Consider the following 20,011-nt stretch of genomic DNA (forward strand, 5'->3'; position numbering starts at 1 on the left):
TTGTTCTTACAATAAAGAGAAGACTTGTGTGGTGCGCAGTATTTTCATGCAAGCATTGTTTTTTTTAAAAATTTAAATGCTTTTAAGTTTTATTAAATCTTATTATCATTAAGTGTGGAATGGGGGGTGAGAATATAAGTTTTTGTTTTGTCGATGACAAAATATTAAGGTAAAATGGAGTTTAAAGAATGACAACACGGGAAGCAATGTTGGTATTGCTCGTTTTGCTTCCCTTTGGTGGAAGTGCTGTCATTGGCTTTTTTCGTTCGACAGCAAAAAATAATGAAGCGTGGTTTGCTGGGGTCGTCGCACTTTTCTGTCTTATTTTTACAATAATGCTTTATCCGGAAGTTCGCGGAAACCACATAGTGCGTTTAGATATTTCTTGGCTTCCAGAATGGGGAAGCGATTTGATTCTCCGCATAGATGGTTTGTCGTGGCTTTTTTGCTTGCTTATTACAGGGATTGGGCTGCTTGTTGTCATTTATTCACGTTATTACATAGATCCAGCGGATTCTGTACCGCGTTTTTTTTCCTTTTTTTTGGCCTTTATGGGATCAATGATAGGAATAGTTTTATCAGGTAATCTCGTCTTTTTGGTTGTTTTCTGGGAACTCACCAGTATTTTTTCTTTTTTGCTGATCGGCTATTGGTACCATAATGCAAGTGCGCGTGAGGGTGCGCGTATGGCTCTAACGATCACAGGTTTTGGCGGCTTTGCTCTTTTTATTGGAGTTTTATTGATTGGGTATACTGTTGGCAGTTTTGATTTGGATAAGGTGCTACAGTCTGGAGATATGATCCGGTCAAGTTCTCTTTATAGTCCTATCCTTATTTGCATTTTATTGGGAGGGTTAACAAAAAGTGCGCAATTTCCCTTTCATTTTTGGCTACCCAACGCGATGGCTGCTCCAACCCCTGTATCGGCTTATTTGCATTCGGCAACAATGGTAAAAGCGGGATTGTTTTTGCTTGTTCGTTTATGGCCTGTGCTCTCTGGAACAGAATCTTGGTTTTGGCTGGTTGGCTTTTCAGGACTCTCAACTCTTCTTCTAGGTGCTTATTTTTCCATGTTTCAGCAAGACTTGAAAGGACTGCTTGCGTACTCGACTATTAGTCATCTTGGATTAATTACAACACTTTTAAGTCTTGGTAGTTCACTTGCATGTGTTGCGGCAATCTTTCATATGGCTAATCATGCTACTTTTAAAGCTTCTTTATTTATGGCTGCTGGCATTATTGATCACGAGACGGGAACACGTGATATGCGTAAACTGTCAGGGCTTTATCGTTCTATGCCTATCACAGCAACTCTTGCTTTAGTTGCGAGTGCAGCGATGGCTGGGGTTCCTTTGTTGAATGGTTTTTTATCGAAAGAGATGTTTTTTGCTGAAGCTGTTGAAACGCATATGGAATCATGGCTCGATTGGATTGCGCCTTATGTGGCAACGCTAGCTAGTCTGTTTAGTGTGACCTATTCTATACGCTTTATTCATGGCGTTTTTTTAGGACAAAAGCCTGACAATTTACCCAAGACTCCCCATGAACCACCGCATTTCATGCGTTTACCAATGGAGCTTTTGGTGTTTATTTGTTTAGCGGTTGGTATTTTTCCTAATTTAACAATAGGACCTATTTTAGATAATGCGGTCGTGTCTGTTTTAGGAACAATGACAATTCCTTATAGTTTGGCTGTTTGGCATGGGTTTAACACTCCATTAGTGATGAGTTTTGTTGCATTATTAGGGGGCGGATTGCTCTATGCTGTCGGGCATCGTTATTTTTTATCCTGTGATGATGGGGCTCCTTTTTTCCGTCACTTAAAAGGACCGCGTATTTTTGAACGCATTCTCGTAATTATTTCTTGGAAATGGGCCCGTGCGGTGGAATCTGCTTTGTCAACACGCCGTTTGCAGATCCAATTGCATTGGATTTTTTGGGTCTGTTTTGCCTTTGTTGGTCTTTTACTTTGGTGCGATGGTTTCATTCCAGTGGGGACATTACCGCTTTTTCCACTTGATATTCCTTTTCTCGCTCTTTGGCTGGTTGGCGGATTATGTGCGCTTTTAGTTGCTTGGCGAGCAAAGTTTCATCGTCTTGCTTCACTTATGCTTTTAGGGGGAGCTGGTTTGATGACTTGTGCAACCTTTTTATGGCTTTCTGCTCCTGATTTAGCAATAACACAATTGGTTGTTGAGGTTGTTACAGTCGTTTTATTATTGCTTGGTTTACGGTGGTTGCCTAAACGTTTGCATGACCCTGGGCCGGCTGATGTTCGTTTTTGGGTTCGCTTGCGTCGTTTCCGTGATTTCATCATATCCCTTGTAGGAGGTGCTGGTGTAGCATGGCTTTCTTTTGCAGTGATGACACGTCCCCAAGGTACAACGATTTCTGATTTTTTTCTAACGCATGCTTACTCAGATGCTGGTGGTCGCAATGTTGTGAATGTGTTATTGGTTGATTTCCGTGGTTTTGATACCATGGGAGAAATTGTGGTTTTGGGTGTTGTTTCCCTTACTGTTTTTGCCCTATTACGACGTTTTCGTCCTGCGCCTGAGAGTATTGATGCGCCTTTTCAACAACGTATCCAGAAAGCCTTTGATATAGCACAGCCTAATCGAAATGTGGGAGATACAGTATTGAATTATTTAGCTGTTCCTGCTGTTATTATGGGTTGGCTCTTTCCGATTATTATCGCTTTTGCTATTTATTTATTCATGCGAGGGCATGATCTGCCAGGAGGTGGATTTGTCGGTGGTATTACTTTGGCAATAGGATTTATTTTACAATATCTTGCACGCGATATTCGGTGGGTGGAAACGCATTTGAGAGTTTTACCTTTGCGTTGGATAGGCTTTGGCTTATTGTTGTCAGTCGTAACGGGGATGGGCTCTTGGTTTTTTGGATATCCTTTTTTAACATCCTTTTTTCGATATATTCATCTTCCGTTAATTGGGAAAGTTTCCATGGCATCCGCTTTTTTGTTTGATTTTGGTGTGCTTTCTCTTGTGTTAGGAGCAACTGTTCTCATTTTAATTGCACTTGCACACCAGTCAATTCGGAGTTACCGAATCGGTAAGAAACCTATTTTAAAAGAGAAGGAAAATTAATGGAAATTGTTCTTTCTTTGGGTATCGGTGTTTTTGTCGGATCAGGTATTTGGCTTGTTTTGCGTCCACGTACTTTTCAAGTCATTCTTGGTTTGTCCTTGATCTCCTATGGTGTTAATCTTTTTATATTTTCAATGAGTAGACCGCGTAGTAATGCTGCTCCAATTGTTGATCCTACCCCTGTTATTAATCCAGCTAATTATGTCGATCCTCTCCCACAAGCCTTGGTTTTAACTGCAATTGTGATTGGTTTTGCAACAACAGCTTTATTTTTAGTTATCTTGTTGGTTTCACGTGGTTTAACGGGTTCTGATCACGTTGATGGACGTGAGGTGCAATAATGGAAATAGGAGTGCATCATCTCCTTATTTTGCCTATTCTTTTGCCGTTAATCACTGGAGCACTTCTTCTTTTTTATGATGAACGTCGTGCAAGACTTAAATCATTCATCAGTCTTTCTTCTGCGGGACTGTTGGTCGTTACTGCCATTTTATTGATTATACGTACTCTTGAAATAGCACCGGCTTGCGATGTTTATCGACTTGGTAATTGGCCGTCTTCTTTTGGAATTGTTTTAGTCCTTGATCGCTTAAGCGCTATGATGCTTTTACTTTCCAGCTTGTTGGTGACTAGCGTGTTGGTTTTTGCGCGGGCTCATTGGTACAAAGCTGGTTCTCATTTTCAGTCACTAATGCAATTTTTTATGGTGGGGATAAATGGTGCTTTTTTGACTGGTGATTTATTTAATTTATTTGTGTTTTTTGAAGTTATGTTAACAGCTTCCTATGGGCTTGCTTTGCATGGTTCTGGTCAGACACGCGTGCGCGCAGGGTTGCATTATGTCGTGGTTAATCTTATTGCTTCATTATTTTTTTTAGTTGGTATAGCGCTCATTTATGGAGTCGTTGGTACTCTTAATATGGCCGATTTGGCTGTTAAAATAAAATATATATCTTCTACAGATATTGTTTTGTTCGAAATAGGTGTTGCACTTTTAGGTATTGCTTTTTTGCTTAAAGCGGGTATGTGGCCGCTTAATTTTTGGTTGGTGCCAACTTACAGTGCAGCAGTAGCGCCAGTTGGAGCTTCTTTTGCACTTTTGAGCAAGGTGGGTATTTATATTATTTTACGTTTAACGTTGCTATGGTTTGGTTCTGAAAGTGAATATTTTAACCATTTTGGTCATACGGTTTTGTTTTATGGTGGGCTTGCCACTATGATTGTTGGTTTTATTGGGGTATTGGCAAGCCAAGTTTTGGTGCGTTTGGCAGCTTATAGTGTCCTTGTCTCTTCTGGTACATTGTTGGCCGCGATCGGGATCGGCAATGCAGCACTGACAGCAGGTGCACTTTTTTATATTGTTTCTTCAACTTTAGCACTGGGAGCTTTTTTTCTTTTGGTAGAGTTGGTTGAACGCTGTCAAGATGTGGCTGCAAATGTTCTTGCTGTCACAATGGAGGTGTATGGTGACGATGAAGAGGAGGAAGAAGATGAAGTTGGCATCTATTTTCCGGTAACCTTGGCAATTCTTGGAGCTTGTTTTGGTATTTGTGCCATTTTGATTATTGGATTGCCGCCTTTTTCTGGTTTTGTTGCTAAATTTATGATGTTCATGGCAATTTTAAATCACAGTAGAGAGGATTTTTCTGTCTCTCTACCGGTTTACCAAGATTGGCTTTTTGTAGTTTTTGTCACTCTCTCTGGTTTTGCGGCTTTGATTGCATTGACACGAACGGGTATCCGAACTTTTTGGGTTTCTCTTGAAGGGCGTATTCCCCGTGTGCAAGTGATAGAATTTGCGCCTATTGCCGTTCTCCTTGCTTTGTGTTTTCTTATAACAATTGTAGCCAGTCCTGTTAGTCATTATATGTCTGAAACTGCTAAGACTTTGTATGAACCTCAAAACTATATTGGGAGCGTTTTAACGGATTTTTCTCTCGAAAATAGGGAGGTGAGTAAATGAATCGTTTTTGTCCTTCCCCTTTTTTCAGTGGTGTCATTGTCCTTATGTGGCTTATTTTAAATGGTTTTAGTTTAGGGCAATTTCTTTTAGGGATTTTAACCGCTTTGTTTTGTGGTTGGATGATACGGCTTCTGGAGCCGGAGAAGGCTGTTATTAAAAGCTGGAGTGCGGTTTTTCGTCTCGTTTTTCGAGTATTTATAGATTCTATATTCTCAAATGTTTCGGTGACTTGGTTTGTTTTAACAAAAAGGTCTCGAGAGCAGAAATCTGGTTTTATTGTAGTACCTCTTCTGCTTCATAATCGCACTGCTTTGGCTATTTTAGCATGCATCCTTTCGGCAACCCCTGGAACTGCTTGGGTTGCCTATAATAGTAAAAAGGGTGAACTTTTGCTTCATGTTTTAAATTTTAAAAATGGATATGATTACAAACAGTTGATCAAACAACGGTATGAGCAATTGCTTTTGGAGATTTTTTTATGAGTATGGTGATTCTTTATTGGGGGCTTTTCTTTTCACAGTTTTTTTTAAGTTTAGCGGTGATTTTCGCGCTGTTTCGGTTGATTTGTGGTCCACGGGCGCAGGATAGAATTGTTGGTTTGGATGCCCTTTATATAACTACTATTCTTTTGTTTCTTACATTCGATATTCGTTCAGGAACAACCGCTTATTTTGTCGCAGCTCTCATTATTGGATTGTTGGGATCTGTCTCAAGCATCGCTTTGGCGAAATTTCTTATGCGGGGGGAGATTATTGAATGAAAGATGATATATCGCTTGTGGTTGCTATTGCTATCACAGTTTTCTTAATATTAGGGTCTGGATTGACATTGATCGCAACGATAGGTTTGGTGCGTTTTTCCAATTTTTATAAGCGTTTGCATATGCTTTCAGTATGTACGAGTTGGGGCGTTGGTAGTATTCTTATTTCTTCATTTCTTTATTCAATATTTGTGGACCATTATTTTGTTTTTCATGAAGTGTTGCTAATGTTTTTTTTATTTTTAACAGCGCCGGTAGCTTCTATGTTGCTCTCACATACAGCAGCTTATCGACACCATTCAGAAGAACAGTCAGAAAAACCGCTGGCTCTTTTATTACACCAGACGGAGGAAAAGTTACCCACGTCAGAAGGAACATCAAGAGATGAGAGCCAGCGCGGTTCTTGAAATGTAAGAACCTTCTTTATTCTGTGCTTTTTTCTTCTACACAGTGGATGGGCTTTTCTTCTTTTGGATCATTAATAAGATCGTAAAATATGGCTTCATTTTTAGTTATCCACCAAATGTATTGACCACCCACATATTTTCCTCCAGAAGCGGCAATTACATTAGAACCAACGATGCGCTTACCGTTCCATTTTAAATCAACAAGCGCAATATTGCCAGCATTATGATAAGTTGCCTCAACATGCTCTTTGCTTGTTCCCATGTCGCATTGATAGGAGATGGTCTCTGTTGTTGGTTCTGGATCATTTGGTACTTCAATGACTAAAGAACTTGCTAATGCATTAATTGAACCGAGAAGGAACACACTTAAAGTAATGAAAAATTGTTTAGTAAAAGAAATTTTTTTCATAATATTTCCCGTGTTATTTAAAATAATAATGTTGACTCATCTTTACATAGGATAGGTTTTTTTTCTTCTGGATCCTGAGCAAGGTCATAAAGCGTGACTTCTTTGTTCTTCTCCCACCAGATGTACTGAGCTCCTGCAAATTTTGCTCCTGTTGCCGCGATGACATTAGCAGCAATGACACGATCACCGTTCCATTTGAAATCAACCAACGAAATATTGTCAGCATTAAGATAAACTGCCTCTACGCGCTCTTTACCTGTTTCAGTATCACACTGATAGGTAATGGTCTCTGTTTTGGGCTCTGGATTGTCTGGTACTTCAATGATTAAAGAACCAGCTAAGCTATTGTTTGAGCTGAAGAGTGATAAACTTAAAGCGGTGAAAAATCCTAAAATGTGCAAAGTTTTTTTCATGATGCTTCCCTATATTCCTAATATTGTGCACAAAGAATAATTTGACTGATACGATGGTGTCTACGGCAGGATTCGAACCTGCGACCCCAGGATTCATACCACTTCGATTTTCACCGCCAGCCTTATCGGCTGTTTGTGGTCTGGACTGTCTCTTCACCTTAAAGCTTTTGCTCTTTAGGTGCTGCCCGTTCAGTCTCTACACCTTTCTCTCATTTGAAAAGAGACTTGGCTCGGGATTGGCATATAGTCGCCCATGAAGCTTTCCCCGAATTTGAGCAGATTCACTTTGAGGATTTCTCCTCAAAGTGCCCAATTTCTTTAGGAATCCTGTGCTCTATCCTACTGAGCTACGCAGACATCATCATATTTAATCTTTAATAGAAGTATAAAAACGAATCAATTATATTCAATATGAATTAACGAATTTCTGTTAATTTTTGTTCCAAAAAGGATAAAACTGCATCTGGTGAAACATTTTTTGCAATAAATGATTGGCCAAGTCCGCGTGTTAAGATGAAAGTCAAATTGTTTTGCGAAACTTTTTTATCTTGGGCAATGAGAGTCATTAAAGTTTCAGCATCTGGTAGACCCCCTGGGATATCCTTTAATTGTGTAGGCAATCCTATAAATTTGAAGTGCGCTTCAATGCGTTGTGTAAGCGTGGGGCTTATTAAATTTAATTGAGCAGAGAATTGATGAGCTAGAATCATCCCAATTGCTACGCTTTCGCCATGGATTAAACGGTTGGAGTCATAAGCGGTTGCTGTTTCAAGCATGTGTCCAAATGTATGGCCAAGATTTAAGAGTGCACGCTCTCCCGTTTCGTACTCATCGCGTGCTACAATGTCAGCTTTAAATTGGCATGAGCGAACAATGGCCTCTGTTCGCATAGGGCCATTAGAGAAAATTTTCTGCCCATTTTTTTCAAGCCACTCAAAAAAGTCAGGTTGGTTAATGAGACCGTATTTTACTATTTCTGCGTAACCAGCGCGAAATTCGCGCGGCGGCAGGGTATCAAGAAGACACGTATCAGCAATAACGCATTGTGGTTGATAAAAAGCACCGATAAGATTTTTGCCATATTGGCTATTGATTCCAGTTTTTCCACCAACAGAGGAATCAATTTGTGCAAGAAGCGTTGTGGGCATTTGAATGAAGTTCATACCACGGCGGATTATACTTGCCGCAAATCCTGCTAGATCGCCAATGACACCACCGCCAAAAGCAATAACACAGTCGCCTCTTTCTAAACGCGCAGCAAGAATTTGATCGATGACAACTTGCAGGGTTGAAAATGATTTTGATTGTTCTCCCGCTTCTACAATAATAGGGACAGTATGAATTTTATTTTTTGTTAATTCTGCTTGCAATATCTCCAAATGAAGGGAAGCAACATTTGTATCTGTAACAAGCGCCAAGCGCGTTTGATGAGGATCTTTTTTATTAAGAGCATGTTTAATTTGTGAAGCAGCTTGTGTAATCAGACCCGGACCAATGATGATATCGTAACAGTGTTTGTCCAGTTTAACAGTAACGGTTTTGGTTTGCATGCTGGTTATCCCTATTGTTAATTTCTGTGTATAGGTAGTGCTGTACGGATCGTATAACATTTTGTGCTACGGTATGACGGCTTTCTTTATGACTGTTAATTGTTAAGTTTGCCTTTGCATAGATAGGATAACGCTGTTCCATGAGTTTTTGCATGGTTTCTTTAGGATTGGCTGTTTGAAGCAAGGGACGTGTCGGGTGCTTTGAGACACGTTGCATGAGGATATCAAGATCGACTTTTAGCCATATGGATATACCATTTTTGTGAATGGCTTTTCGGATATTTTCATTTATATAGGCACCACCACCTGTTGCTAAAACAAGGGGATTTTTTTTCATGAGGTTTAGAATAACACGCTGTTCAAGAGCACGAAATTCGGATTCACCATAAATTTCAAAGATTTCCGTAATTGTCATTTGTGCAGCTTTTTCAATTTCTTGGTCAGAATCATAAAAAGGTAAACGGAGCATGGTGGCGACGCGTTTTCCGATCACTGATTTGCCTGCCCCCATAAGACCAACAAGGACAAGTGCTCTTTTATCAAGGGACGATAAGAGCTGATTCTTTATTTGTGTTATGGGGACGCGTTTTGGTCGATTGCTTTTCATAACTTTATTTCGGCATTTATCCATCTTAAAGTCAATTCCTGTTAATCTTTGTGAGGCATAATACGAGATAGAATATTTTTGGGTAGGTTATTGTCTTATGCCAACATTGACTAGATTTTTGATGATTCTTTTCATTTTGCTTTCTGTTCTTTTCATTATAATGGGTGCTCTTGTGGTTTGGGTTGAACCAGTAACTGTGGATATGTACATTGATGTTCCCTTGGATTCATGGAATCTTTCTACGGAAGCGAATCAATGAAATGAAAAGTGGTGCTGTGATAGATCATTTTCTTGAGATGATGAGTGCGGAGAGAGGGGCTTCGTCTCATACGCTTGCGGCTTATCAGCATGATTTGCAGTGGGCACAAGACGAATTGTCTTCACACTCTGTTTCGCTTTTTTCAGCACAAAAAGAAGATTTAATTACCCTTTTGTCGCTTATGCATACTTTTGGTTTTGCGGCATCGTCGCAAGCGCGCCGTTTATCAACTTTGCGTCAGTTTTATCAATTCCTTTATGCTGAAGGGTTGAGAGCAGATGATCCCTCTCATGATATTGATGCACCTCGTCAGAGGCGTCCTTTGCCCAGAATCATGAGTGAAGATGCAGTGATAAAATTGCTTGATTTTGCGGAGTTAGAAGTCAATCAAGCAGACTATGGGTCCAAAGGTTATTTCCGTGCACTGCGTCTTCAGCTATTGATTGAAATGCTTTATGCAACAGGGTTACGTATTAGTGAGTTGGTGAGTCTGCCGGTTCAGTCTGTTCGAAGGAAGGAATACAGCGTTTTGGTTCGTGGTAAAGGCAAAAAAGAACGAATGGTGCTGTTATCAAAAAAAGCATGTCAAGTTCTTTCACAGTGGTTAAACTTGCGTGATCAGGGAAAGGATGCTACGAGTTCTTATCTTTTTCCTGCGCATTCCGAGACAGGATATATTGCTCGTCAAGTCGTTGCACGAGAGTTGAAAAATCTCGCTAGAAGAGCAGGGATAGGAAGTGATAGCTTTTCTCCCCATGTGTTGCGTCATGCTTTTGCTAGTCATCTTTTGCAAAATGGTGCTGATTTGCGTGCCGTTCAACATTTGTTAGGTCATTCTGATATTGCTACCACTCAGATTTATACCCATGTGTTGGAAGAGGGACTTTATCGTTTAGTCAATGAGCATCATCCACTTGCCGATGAGCAAAAGGCTCGTTAAAGAAAAGGTGATGTTTTTGAAAAAGACTTTATAAAGCAAATTATAAGTGTATAAGTGACACTGAATGAGTTGATACAAATGTATAATTATCTTGATTTTGAAAAACCAGTTGCTGATCTTGATGGGAAAATTCTTGAATTAAAAAAAATTTCTCAGGAAAAAGGCAGTCTTGATATGAGTGACGAGATTGCTCGTCTTGAAACGCGTTCCCAAACAGCGTTGCGCGATATTTATAAAAAATTATCGCCGTGGCAAAAAACACAAGTCGCTCGTCATCCGGATCGTCCCCATTTTATGGACTATTCTAAACGCCTATTGAGTGATGTTACGCCTTTGGCCGGAGATCGCAAGTTTGCTGAAGATGAGGCTATTCAAGCGGGGTTTGCACGCTTTAAAGGTGAGGCCATTGCTTATATCGGTCAAGAGAAAGGTCACGATACGGAAACACGTTTGCGCTATAATTTTGGTTCTGCACGTCCAGAAGGCTATCGTAAAGCTGTACGTATTATGGAAATGGCTGACCGCTTTGGTTTGCCACTCCTCACTTTTATTGATACAGCAGGTGCTTATCCTGGGGTAAGCGCTGAAGAACGTGGGCAAGCGGAAGCAATTGCTCAATCAACAGCTACAACTTTGCGTTTGAAAGTTCCTGTGGTTTCCGTTGTTATTGGAGAAGGCGGTTCTGGAGGGGCGATAGCAATCGCGGCTGCCAACAAAGTTTATATGTTGGAGCACGCAATTTACTCTGTTATTTCACCAGAAGGAGCAGCTTCTATCTTATGGCGTGATCCAGCTCGTGCAAAAGATGCTGCAATGAATATGCGTATTACCGCTCAAGATTTGTATCGCTTAAAGATTATTGATGGCATTATTTCGGAACCTTTAGGGGGAGCGCATCGTGGCAAAGAGATTGTCATTGATGCAACGGGTGATGTTATTTCAGAGGCTTTAAAAGCTATGGCTGGAAAAGATGGTCAAGTGCTTAAACAAGAGCGAAGGGAAAAATACCTTCAAATTGGTCGATCTCTAACATAGATTATTTTTTGTGAGGGGTGTTGGATTGGAGTTTTATTCGATGACATTTAGCAGATTCCTCGCTGTGTGTGTGTTGTTTGTAATGGGACTATTGACAGCATGTGAAGGAAGATTACCAGCCTCTATTCGCGCTAAAGTTGAGCAGCCGTTGCCGCAAGAAATCAAAAATAGAATGGTTCTGTATGATATAGATCCCTATGCACCGATTATGATGCGGTTTTTTAAGGAAGAAAATCTTGCTGAAGTTTGGAAGCAATCTCGTTCAGGACCTTTTATCTTGGTTGCTCGCTATGGCATTTGCAAATGGTCTGGTAAGCTTGGACCTAAATATAAAGAAGGGGATCTTCAGACACCAGAGGGTTTTTATACTATTAGCGCAAACCAAATGAATCCTTATTCAAAATATTATCTCTCTTTTAATATAGGATTTCCTAACCTTTATGATCAGGAAAATGGTCGCACAGGAAGCAATCTTATGGTTCATGGTTCTTGCTTTTCCGCAGGTTGTTATTCTATGAGTGATAAGAACATGGCTCAGATTTATGCGTTTGCACGGGATGCTTTTAAAGGAGGACAAAGAGAGTTTCAGTTGCAGGCTTTTCCTTTCCGCATGACCGAGGATAATATGTCACGTCATAGCAAGAATCCTCATTATCAATTCTGGATTATGCTTAAGAAAGGTTATGATTTTTTTGAAAAAAATCGTCAACCTCCAACTGTTGAGGTTTATGGAAAACGTTACGTTTTTAATCGCGATATTGATACAAATTCAGTTTCTCTAATGCAGTGAGTGGTATTGTATCCTACTGCACCGTAAACACTATCACTTAATAATGGTGATACAGGATATGCAAAAACTTTGCACATAAGATGTTTAAGTGAGTGGTCAATATTTTAAAGTGCAGAGTTTTTTCATAGAGCTTTATGTAAGTAAATCATATGAAGTGGGAAGCCAAGAGGAATTTTCTCAAAGAAGTTGGATTGTTTGCACATCGTTACTGGTATCAATCTTCGTTTTTAGTGAAGAGTAAGTTAATATAAAATGTACCTCTCTTTTTATTTCTTTCAAAGAGTTTTATTCTTTTATGCTGTGAAATATTGTCTTGTCGTGCTGTTATATAAGATACATTCACATATTTTAAAATGCGATATTGCCTCTGTCTAATTTTGGTTTTTTTCTTAACAGGGATTTTGATTTCAATTAGCTTGAATAAATATAGAGTTGAGCAGAATATTTTAGAACCAAGAATTTGGCCAATCGGTCTGTGAAATGAATCACATGAAATGGTTTGCAGATGAAGCGCATTTAGAGAGAAAACAATCTATTTGCAGATTGATGGGTATTAAATTTTGTATCATAACAATTTGATTTATAATGATAATTTAGTTTTTAAGTCAAATTAGAACCCTGAATACCGTAAGCTTCTCTCATTTCAAAGCCGTTCCATGTTGAATAAATTAAAACCATTTGCTTGCACGTTACAAGCGGGGATAGCCGCGTGGGTGAAACTGTGCAAGAAAGACTAAAATGCTTTTTACAAACCGTCTCAAGTACCAAGAGCTGTTTCAACATTGGGAATTAGCAAAGTGTGTAATGGTGCCGGTTTGCTCCTTTAAAAGCATAAAGATGGTGGTGCTAATGAATTTAATGTTATATCATTGAAGGGGAGAAAAAATTAAAATTTTATTCCTGGAATGACCAGGGGATTTTCTAAGAGAGCTGTTTTGTCTGCAGTATCTATTGCTGGTTTATTAAAAAAAGCATTGAGGAGCTTTTGTATTGCGTCTTTTTCAACACCATCGGCAATGATGACGAAACGTGTTTGTTTTATTCCTTTTGGCCATGCTGGCAATCTTATGGGAGGATGAAAAAATGTTTGTACGCCATGTAATACAAGTGGGCGATAAGGGTCATCACGTAATGCGATAATTGCTTTAATACGTAATAATTTTGTACCATAACGCTCTTGTAGGAGATCTAAAAAAGCCTCAATTGTGGCGTAATCAACAGGACCCTCACAGTTTAGTGAAAAGGTACGAATGGTTTTATGGGGGCTATGATCATGTGGGGTAGTCGTAAGATTTTGTTTAAGTTTTGTATTTTCTACTTTTTCATCCCATAATGTGTTATTTATTAATAGATTTGAACAGAAATCTTTAGAATGGGCGTCAATGATTTGTGCTGTAGGATTCATTGTTTTAAGTGTGCTAAGGAGTGCATCTGAAAGCGTTTGTGGGTCTCTAAGATCTGTTTTGGTGAGAATGATTTTATCAGCAAATATTAATTGTTTATATATTTCAGGATAGCGCTCACATATGGAAAGTGGGCTTAATGTATCAAATGTTGCAAGAACAGCATTTATGGACAATGTTTGAATAAACAATGGGTGGCTTAAAAGTATTTGTAAAATAGGGGCGGGATCAGCCATCCCTGTGGTTTCAATGATAATATGATGGAGTTGTTTGATCTGTCCTGTCTGAACGCGATTTATTAAATCAATTAATGTGTCGATGAGATCACTGCGTAAATTGCAGCATAAGCAACCATTGGCAAGCTCAATAATTCCTTCTGTTGTTTTTTCAACCAGAAGGTGGTCAATACTGATTTCGCCGAATTCATTGATGATAACAGCACATTCTGTTAGAAGAGGGTCTTGTAGCATACGGTTGAGCAAAGTTGTTTTGCCAGAGCCTAAAAAACCCGTAATAAGCGTGAGAGGGATGCGCTTTATTTTCATGTTAATCATCAATCATAGTTTTGTTTTTAAAAAATATATCTCAGTATGTCTAACCAATTTATAATGATGTCCGTGAGGGATGTAATGGTTAATCCCTCATGAGATCCATTGTACCACTATCTTTACGCTTATAAAGGTAGGTGCACGTGGGTATATTATACACTTTTTAGCGTCAATGTTATGATAATTCTTGGTTCTTGAAAGGACTTATAGGAAGGATTTTTATTCCTTGTTTTAATTATTTTATCTACATGTTCATCCACCTTGTGGCGCGCAAGAGACTGGTTTTATTGATTCAACAAATACAGATTTGAAATGAGAGAATCTTACAATACTTGTGGTTTTGACATAAGGTACAAAATAATTAATTATCATTATAAATCAAAGTATTATAATTAATTGTAGATTATGATTTATGGCTTTTTATAGAATGGTTTGCGTGCCTTTTATACGGAATATAGGGTTTTCTTAGTGGTTTTACTGTCATTTTAGGTGTTTGTGGCGTACGAATGAGGTGTACTGATAAAGGATGAGAAAAAGAAGGTGGAGCAATGATAAAAGGTGAGGTGAGAATAATATTTCCTTGATCATCATATGATTTTGCATGCATTTTTATGGCTTCAGGTGTGCATGTTTGTTGTCTCATATTGTTGGCTTTTGTTATGTTGCTCCCATAAGGTTTTAATGTTGCTAGTGTTAATTGGGGGTTTCCTTGGTGCAAAAATCCTATTTCAAGAAGTTGTGCAGCTTTTTCTTCTCTTTCACTTATGTTGTTAGCACCTAGAATGACAGCAATAATTGTACGTTTATTGCGGGTGGCTGAGGCAACAAGATTAAAACCAGAGGCACAAATAAAGCCTGTTTTCATACCGTCTATCCCATAAAAACGGCCAATGAGGTTGTTTGAGTTATGTTGGATTTTTCGATTATTACCAAAATCAATGGCTGGAATAGAAAAATAATGAGCATATTGTGGAAATTCTCTACGTATTTGAACGGCTAAAAGAGCAATATCGCGTGCCGTGGAATAGTTTTGAGGATCTGGTAAACCACTTGCGTTCGCAAAATGGGTGCCAAACATGCCTAAACGTTTAGCTTCGCTATTCATTTTATGTACAAAATCTTTCTGTGAACCCGCAACAGCTTCACTCATGGCAATGGCTAAATCATTGGTAGATTTAACCATGGTGATACTTAAGGCTGTATCAAGTGTGAGTACAGAACCAGCTTTATAGCCTGAACGATATGAGGGAGCTTTTGCGGCGTATTCGCTGATGGTGATATGTTTGTTTGGTGAAACTTCTCCTCGGCTCATGGCACGAAAAATAACATAAGCGGTCATTAATTTTGTCAAGGAAGCAGGATACCAACGCTCAAAAGCTTGATTATGTTTTAAGATACGCCTCGTTGTAACATCAACAGAAATAAAAGGCTGCGCTAAAGCAACAGCGCTGGATAAACTCAAAATCACAGAAAAAAATAAATTATAGAAGAGACGTTGCATTAATTTAAATCTAGTTCCCTCTTATTCGTTATTTAGAATTGTTTTAATGTAGCACACAAAGCTTTTAAGTCTAGGATAGGGAGGAAAGATGGTTAATTGCTGTATCCGTTGTGTCTGTGGGATAAAAACCAACACTCATTTTTATTTTCCCCTTGAATTTGGTTTGATGACTTAAGTATCTCAAGAAATACTTTTTAAATAATGAAGATTGTACAAGATTTCATGTTCTTGGAGGGATTGAATTTCTCAGAAAGGAATGAATCTGTATAATCATGCATTTTTCTTGCTCTCCTGTTAGGATAGCCCTTGGCACTTGAGACGGTTCGTAAAAAGCATTTTAATCTTTTCTTGTATCGTTTTATTCACACAGATATCCCCGCTTGTAATGTGTAAGAAAATGATTCTAATTGATTCAACCTAGAATAGATTTGAAATGAGAGAATCTTACGGTATTCAGGGTTCTCATTCAAGTTGAATAACGCTAAAACATCCTTATAAGTCAATGAGATGTATGTTATTTAAATGATTTTAAAGAGAGGAAGAATTCTTTTTCAAAAAAATTTACACATTGATTATTTCTTATCATGTACATGTGTTTTATAATTTTGAATTAGAAAGTTTGAAGTATCTTTCTTATATTTTTGTTCCCTATACTCCGCTCAATATACAAAGTTATGCATTATTCTTATCAATTAGTGCATTGTTTCATGATGATTTAGTTTTTGAAGTTTCTGAACAGCGTATGGTGGCATAGGAGGAGGGGTAGGATCTTGAGCTGCTAAGAGAAGCAGTTCATCACACGCTTTTTCAGTTTTTTGGACAAGTTGATCTAGAAAATCACGTTTGCTTAAACCCGCTTCTATCGGGGGAAGAATACGGACACGAATTGTTCCGGGATAGCGGCGAAAATTATTGCGTGGCCAATATAAACCCGCATTGTGTGCAATAGGGACAACTTGAAGTCCTAATTCATTATAGAGCGCGACAATTCCTGACTTATAATCTGGTTCTTGACCGGGTTGTCGGCGTGTTCCTTCGGGAAAAATCAAGATTTGGCGCCCTTGTTTTACTTTCTCTTTTGCTTTTTGTATAATCATTTTTAAAGCTTTGATGGGTGTTGTGCGGTTAATGGGGATAATTTGCGTTTTTGCCATATACCAGCCAAACAATGGAATCCACATCAATTCACGTTTTAAAATGAGAGTGGGATCATCAAAATAAGGAACAAGACTGAAAGTTTCCCAAGCTGATTGATGCTTTGGAGCAATGATATAGGGGCCTTTGGGAAGATTTTCTAAACCTTCAATCTCATAACTTGTGCCTGCGATGTATTTTTGCAAAAAGAGTGTAACGCGTGCCCATGTTTTAGGGACAATCCATGCCTTTTTGCGGGGCATTAAAAAATAAACGGGAGCGTAAAGAATCATTTGTATGAAAGTTGTTGTATAAAAAGCGAACGTAAAAAGAATAGAACGAAGGATAAGCACTACATTTTCCATTTTATATCTATAAGAAGACTTCATATATAATATAATTCACATGAGAAAACATCTTCTTTATGTTTTCTCAAGCATCTATTTTTTCGGTAACTCATTTTCCGATATTTAAAAACAGAAGGAAAGAGGTTAATGGAATTACAAAAAGATAAACTTTTTATTCCACGGATTTTATCTATTGCGGGAACAGATCCTTCTGGTGGCGCTGGAATGCAGGCGGATTTGAAGGTTTTTTCAGCTATGAAAACTTATGGTATGAGTGTGGTTACAGCTGTTGTTGCACAAAATACTCAGGGTGTGCGTTCTTTTCAGGCATTAGATGCTTCTTTTGTTGCAGATCAAATTGATTCTGTTTTTGAGGATATCCATGTTGATGCCGTTAAAATTGGTATGGTTGCAAATGCTCAGATTGCACAGGTTATTGCAGAACGTCTTGCTTATCATAAAGTGCGTTTCATTGTTTTTGATCCGGTTATGGTTGCAAAAAGTGGTGATGTTCTTTTAAAGTCTGATGCAATTGAAATTATGCGTGATGTTCTTGTGCCGATGTCAACTTTGATCACGCCAAATTTGCCTGAAGCTGCACTGTTATTGGGGGGTGAAGTGCAATGGTCTTTAGAGACTATGTATCAATATGCTCCACGACTCTTGGCGCTAGGGTGTCATGCAGTTTTGTTAAAAGGGGGACATTTGAATACGCTTACCAAAAATAGCACAGAAAATTACGATTGTTCTAGTCCAGACCTTTATTGTGATTGTGAAAACCTTTTTATACTTGAAGCTTCTCGTCTTTCAACTACTCATGATCATGGGACAGGGTGTACCATTTCTGCTGCCATTGCAGCTCTGTTACCTACTCAACCTTTGGATTGCGCTGTTAAACAAGCAAAAGATTATTTGCATGGCGCTTTAACTGCTTCAGATGCTTTAAAAGTAGGGAAAGGGCGAGGGCCGCTTCATCATTTTTATGCATTATGGAAAGATTAATACAACGATTGATTGTGAAAAATCTTCACTCTATGAATTTGTTTTGTCATTATATGATGTTTTGGACTTATGACTGATAAGTGTTAGCGCATTGTAGCTTAACAGTTATTTTGTATTAAGAAGGATAAGAAAAAATGTTATAATTTGCTTCTTTTATATATTTTTTACGATTAATCTATCCTGTTTCAGAGGCAATTTTGAGTATAAAAAAGAGAGCAAGGAATTGTAAAATCAGGATTTGATAGCAAAAAGAGTAGAGGGAAAGACCTTTTACAAGGCGATATTAAAGCTGGCGGATCCTGCTATATTCGCTGTTTCTTATATTGGTGGCAAAACAGGGTGAGTCAAAATCGTCATCAAAATTATTATATATCTAACATTTACATAGTTTTTGTCAGCATGGATAGGGTTTTCTAAATAGAAATTGATACTTCCTGATGGAATTATTAATGATCTTTCAGGTGATGTGGTAAATTTTTTTCGGATATTACAACGTCATTATCCTTTTTTATGGAACTGCTTTATAGAATTATTGGCGTTTCAGATGAGTAGCTATGAGGAGTTTCAACATTTAATACAGCAAGATCTAGAAACTTTTACGAATTTAGAGCGGATTTTAAGGTTTTTATATTTATAGTGATTCAGTTTTAGCGAGAAGGTAGTCGATTGCACAATCGGAGTTTCAATAGACCTGTAGCGTATGGTTTAATCTTTTCAAAATTGAATTTTTATTCTGTTGTTTAGCTGATGTTACCATTAAACATTTAAAATGGTCTGATTTTATTGTGCACTATGACGGTTTCAATACTTTATGTTACCTTATCTTGATTTGAAGTTATGTTCCTCATGTAAAATAGAATGCACTTAATATTGTTAATTCACATGTCTATTTTAAAGAGATTTCTCTCAAAGTGTGTCACATCCATTTTATAATAACGTTCGTGAATGGTCTAAAGCCTTTATGAAGTGTATAAAGCTATTATGCTTCCCATTTTTACGTTTTCAAGGTGAAAGGGGTACCTCCCTATACTATTTTAGCTCCCAATGTTGCGATAATCTTTGGTATTTCAGAGCGTTCAGAAGAAGAGTTTTTATTCCTTTCTTCAAGTGAATTTTATTGATGCCTCAATTTTTCCTGTTATGCGTGAGTAGATGATTGTGAGTGATTTTAATGTATAGAGATTTGAAATGAGATAATCCTATGATATTTGAGACGCTTGCTCAATATGAATAATGATAAATTATCTTTATAAATCAAGTTATTAATTTATTTTTGTGTTGAAGATTATTCTGGATAAGAATTTGTTCAAGAAAGAGGATTATCAAATGATGTGCCAGAAATCCCAAAAACTTAATTTACTCTAAATAATAGGTGAAAACAGTTTATTTCGTTTGAAAATAATTACAATTAGCGTGAGGGATTTTTCATCATCAACTGTGACATAGAAAAAGAAACAATACACATAAAGGACCTTTAAATGATCTTTGAAAGATTTTTTAAGCTCCTTTGGTTATTTTATAAAGCGAAAATTTTTTCTATTAATTAACTAACAGACTAACCATCTAACAAATTATGATGCAACTGTCGTTTTAAATGTTTGCTTTCGAGCTCTTCATAAATATCAGTAACAGACAGTAGATTATCGATCATATAAAAAAATTACATTTGTTCAACTTAGATTTGTGATAGATATATTTATTTAAGACAAAGTAAAAAATAAGAAAATTTGAGTGAGCCATTTGAAACAATTATGTTTATAAAACTGATTTTAGCTTTTCACTATCAGTATTAAAGGCGATTGGCCAAGCTTTCTTGGTTATATCGATTGCTTG

At 37.9% G+C, this 20,011-nt stretch carries 17 protein-coding genes; 10 read left to right on the forward strand and 7 right to left on the reverse strand.

Annotated elements, in window-relative coordinates; translation table 11 throughout:
- Nucleotides 1-188 precede the first annotated feature (188 nt).
- Genes ACFIK2_RS05130 through mnhG form a run of 6 tightly spaced genes read left to right on the forward strand, consistent with a single transcriptional unit; the run spans nucleotide 189 to nucleotide 6,240 of the window.
- A complete protein-coding gene (locus tag ACFIK2_RS05130) occupies nucleotides 189-3,110 on the forward strand; it encodes a monovalent cation/H+ antiporter subunit A (RefSeq protein ID WP_375676945.1) in 2,922 nt (973 codons plus the stop codon).
- A complete protein-coding gene (locus ACFIK2_RS05135) occupies nucleotides 3,110-3,451 on the forward strand; it encodes a Na+/H+ antiporter subunit C (RefSeq protein ID WP_375617427.1) in 342 nt (113 codons plus the stop codon). Before ACFIK2_RS05130 ends, ACFIK2_RS05135 begins: the two co-directional genes overlap by 1 nt.
- Nucleotides 3,451-5,073: a monovalent cation/H+ antiporter subunit D gene (locus tag ACFIK2_RS05140; protein ID WP_375654830.1), complete on the forward strand. Its 1,623-nt coding sequence runs from the start codon at nucleotides 3,451-3,453 to the stop codon at nucleotides 5,071-5,073. The genes ACFIK2_RS05135 and ACFIK2_RS05140 overlap by 1 nt, the downstream gene beginning before the upstream one ends.
- A complete protein-coding gene (locus ACFIK2_RS05145; RefSeq protein ID WP_375617425.1) occupies nucleotides 5,070-5,555 on the forward strand; it encodes a Na+/H+ antiporter subunit E in 486 nt (161 codons plus the stop codon). The genes ACFIK2_RS05140 and ACFIK2_RS05145 overlap by 4 nt, the downstream gene beginning before the upstream one ends.
- On the forward strand, nucleotides 5,552-5,833 hold the full coding sequence (locus ACFIK2_RS05150) for a K+/H+ antiporter subunit F (protein WP_375617424.1): 282 nt from the start codon (nucleotides 5,552-5,554) through the stop codon (nucleotides 5,831-5,833). The genes ACFIK2_RS05145 and ACFIK2_RS05150 overlap by 4 nt, the downstream gene beginning before the upstream one ends.
- On the forward strand, nucleotides 5,830-6,240 hold the full coding sequence (gene mnhG, locus ACFIK2_RS05155; RefSeq protein ID WP_375614351.1) for a monovalent cation/H(+) antiporter subunit G: 411 nt from the start codon (nucleotides 5,830-5,832) through the stop codon (nucleotides 6,238-6,240). The genes ACFIK2_RS05150 and mnhG overlap by 4 nt, the downstream gene beginning before the upstream one ends.
- Before the next feature lie 16 nt (nucleotides 6,241-6,256).
- Here the strand turns inward: mnhG and ACFIK2_RS05160 are convergent, their stop codons facing one another.
- The 4 genes from ACFIK2_RS05160 to ACFIK2_RS05175 form a co-directional block, all read right to left on the reverse strand.
- Nucleotides 6,257-6,649: an MliC family protein gene (locus ACFIK2_RS05160; protein ID WP_375617423.1), complete on the reverse strand. Its 393-nt coding sequence runs from the start codon at nucleotides 6,647-6,649 to the stop codon at nucleotides 6,257-6,259.
- Between the two features lie 17 nt (nucleotides 6,650-6,666).
- The gene (locus ACFIK2_RS05165) at nucleotides 6,667-7,062 is read right to left on the reverse strand and encodes an MliC family protein (protein WP_375617422.1); all 396 of its coding nucleotides are present in this window, start codon (nucleotides 7,060-7,062) and stop codon (nucleotides 6,667-6,669) included.
- A gap of 416 nt (nucleotides 7,063-7,478) precedes the next feature.
- A complete protein-coding gene (gene aroB / locus ACFIK2_RS05170) occupies nucleotides 7,479-8,612 on the reverse strand; it encodes a 3-dehydroquinate synthase (RefSeq protein WP_375617421.1) in 1,134 nt (377 codons plus the stop codon).
- On the reverse strand, nucleotides 8,587-9,219 hold the full coding sequence (locus tag ACFIK2_RS05175; protein ID WP_375633735.1) for a shikimate kinase: 633 nt from the start codon (nucleotides 9,217-9,219) through the stop codon (nucleotides 8,587-8,589). The genes aroB and ACFIK2_RS05175 overlap by 26 nt, the downstream gene beginning before the upstream one ends.
- Before the next feature lie 260 nt (nucleotides 9,220-9,479).
- Here ACFIK2_RS05175 and ACFIK2_RS05180 point away from each other — a divergent pair, with 260 nt between their 5' ends.
- The 3 genes from ACFIK2_RS05180 (at nucleotide 9,480) to ACFIK2_RS05190 (ending at nucleotide 12,243) form a co-directional block, all read left to right on the forward strand.
- Entirely contained in the window at nucleotides 9,480-10,418 is a 939-nt protein-coding gene (locus ACFIK2_RS05180; RefSeq protein ID WP_375617420.1) for a site-specific tyrosine recombinase XerD, read from the forward strand.
- Between the two features lie 78 nt (nucleotides 10,419-10,496).
- Nucleotides 10,497-11,453 carry an acetyl-CoA carboxylase carboxyltransferase subunit alpha gene (locus tag ACFIK2_RS05185; RefSeq protein WP_375633734.1) on the forward strand — a complete coding sequence of 319 codons (957 nt, stop codon included), beginning with the start codon at nucleotides 10,497-10,499 and terminating at the stop codon, nucleotides 11,451-11,453.
- Nucleotides 11,454-11,493: 40 nt separating this feature from the next.
- Nucleotides 11,494-12,243: a L,D-transpeptidase family protein gene (locus ACFIK2_RS05190; protein WP_375617418.1), complete on the forward strand. Its 750-nt coding sequence runs from the start codon at nucleotides 11,494-11,496 to the stop codon at nucleotides 12,241-12,243.
- A gap of 886 nt (nucleotides 12,244-13,129) precedes the next feature.
- Here the strand turns inward: ACFIK2_RS05190 and ACFIK2_RS05195 are convergent.
- The 3 genes from ACFIK2_RS05195 to ACFIK2_RS05205 all read right to left on the reverse strand — a co-directional run bounded on the left by ACFIK2_RS05195 (nucleotide 13,130) and on the right by ACFIK2_RS05205 (nucleotide 17,194).
- Nucleotides 13,130-14,191, reverse strand: coding sequence for a CobW family GTP-binding protein (locus tag ACFIK2_RS05195; protein ID WP_375633924.1), 1,062 nt, complete (start codon nucleotides 14,189-14,191; stop codon nucleotides 13,130-13,132).
- Between the two features lie 406 nt (nucleotides 14,192-14,597).
- On the reverse strand, nucleotides 14,598-15,695 hold the full coding sequence (locus ACFIK2_RS05200; RefSeq protein ID WP_375633922.1) for a D-alanyl-D-alanine carboxypeptidase family protein: 1,098 nt from the start codon (nucleotides 15,693-15,695) through the stop codon (nucleotides 14,598-14,600).
- Nucleotides 15,696-16,387: 692 nt separating this feature from the next.
- Nucleotides 16,388-17,194: a 1-acyl-sn-glycerol-3-phosphate acyltransferase gene (locus ACFIK2_RS05205; protein WP_273790137.1), complete on the reverse strand. Its 807-nt coding sequence runs from the start codon at nucleotides 17,192-17,194 to the stop codon at nucleotides 16,388-16,390.
- Nucleotides 17,195-17,323: 129 nt separating this feature from the next.
- On the opposite strand from ACFIK2_RS05205, the gene thiD reads away from it, so the two are divergent.
- Nucleotides 17,324-18,178 carry a bifunctional hydroxymethylpyrimidine kinase/phosphomethylpyrimidine kinase gene (gene thiD, locus ACFIK2_RS05210; protein ID WP_375617415.1) on the forward strand — a complete coding sequence of 285 codons (855 nt, stop codon included), beginning with the start codon at nucleotides 17,324-17,326 and terminating at the stop codon, nucleotides 18,176-18,178.
- The last annotated feature ends 1,833 nt before the right edge of the window (nucleotides 18,179-20,011 follow it).

This window comes from Bartonella sp. AP88XZML (genome assembly GCF_042195565.1).
Lineage (GTDB): Bacteria > Pseudomonadota > Alphaproteobacteria > Rhizobiales > Rhizobiaceae > Bartonella.

Bases quoted from the DNA above. Each gene is read 5' to 3' on its own strand.
- ACFIK2_RS05130 (WP_375676945.1), top strand. From the start codon at position 189: ATGACAACACGGGAAGCAATGTTGGTATTGCTCGTTTTGCTTCCCTTT.
- ACFIK2_RS05135 (WP_375617427.1), top strand. From the start codon at position 3,110: ATGGAAATTGTTCTTTCTTTGGGTATCGGTGTTTTTGTCGGATCAGGT.
- ACFIK2_RS05140 (WP_375654830.1), top strand. From the start codon at position 3,451: ATGGAAATAGGAGTGCATCATCTCCTTATTTTGCCTATTCTTTTGCCG.
- ACFIK2_RS05145 (WP_375617425.1), top strand. From the start codon at position 5,070: ATGAATCGTTTTTGTCCTTCCCCTTTTTTCAGTGGTGTCATTGTCCTT.
- ACFIK2_RS05150 (WP_375617424.1), top strand. From the start codon at position 5,552: ATGAGTATGGTGATTCTTTATTGGGGGCTTTTCTTTTCACAGTTTTTT.
- mnhG (WP_375614351.1), top strand. From the start codon at position 5,830: ATGAAAGATGATATATCGCTTGTGGTTGCTATTGCTATCACAGTTTTC.
- ACFIK2_RS05160 (WP_375617423.1), bottom strand. From the start codon at position 6,649: ATGAAAAAAATTTCTTTTACTAAACAATTTTTCATTACTTTAAGTGTG.
- ACFIK2_RS05165 (WP_375617422.1), bottom strand. From the start codon at position 7,062: ATGAAAAAAACTTTGCACATTTTAGGATTTTTCACCGCTTTAAGTTTA.
- aroB (WP_375617421.1), bottom strand. From the start codon at position 8,612: ATGCAAACCAAAACCGTTACTGTTAAACTGGACAAACACTGTTACGAT.
- ACFIK2_RS05175 (WP_375633735.1), bottom strand. From the start codon at position 9,219: ATGAAAAGCAATCGACCAAAACGCGTCCCCATAACACAAATAAAGAAT.
- ACFIK2_RS05180 (WP_375617420.1), top strand. From the start codon at position 9,480: ATGAAAAGTGGTGCTGTGATAGATCATTTTCTTGAGATGATGAGTGCG.
- ACFIK2_RS05185 (WP_375633734.1), top strand. From the start codon at position 10,497: ATGTATAATTATCTTGATTTTGAAAAACCAGTTGCTGATCTTGATGGG.
- ACFIK2_RS05190 (WP_375617418.1), top strand. From the start codon at position 11,494: ATGACATTTAGCAGATTCCTCGCTGTGTGTGTGTTGTTTGTAATGGGA.
- ACFIK2_RS05195 (WP_375633924.1), bottom strand. From the start codon at position 14,191: ATGAAAATAAAGCGCATCCCTCTCACGCTTATTACGGGTTTTTTAGGC.
- ACFIK2_RS05200 (WP_375633922.1), bottom strand. From the start codon at position 15,695: ATGCAACGTCTCTTCTATAATTTATTTTTTTCTGTGATTTTGAGTTTA.
- ACFIK2_RS05205 (WP_273790137.1), bottom strand. From the start codon at position 17,194: ATGGAAAATGTAGTGCTTATCCTTCGTTCTATTCTTTTTACGTTCGCT.
- thiD (WP_375617415.1), top strand. From the start codon at position 17,324: ATGGAATTACAAAAAGATAAACTTTTTATTCCACGGATTTTATCTATT.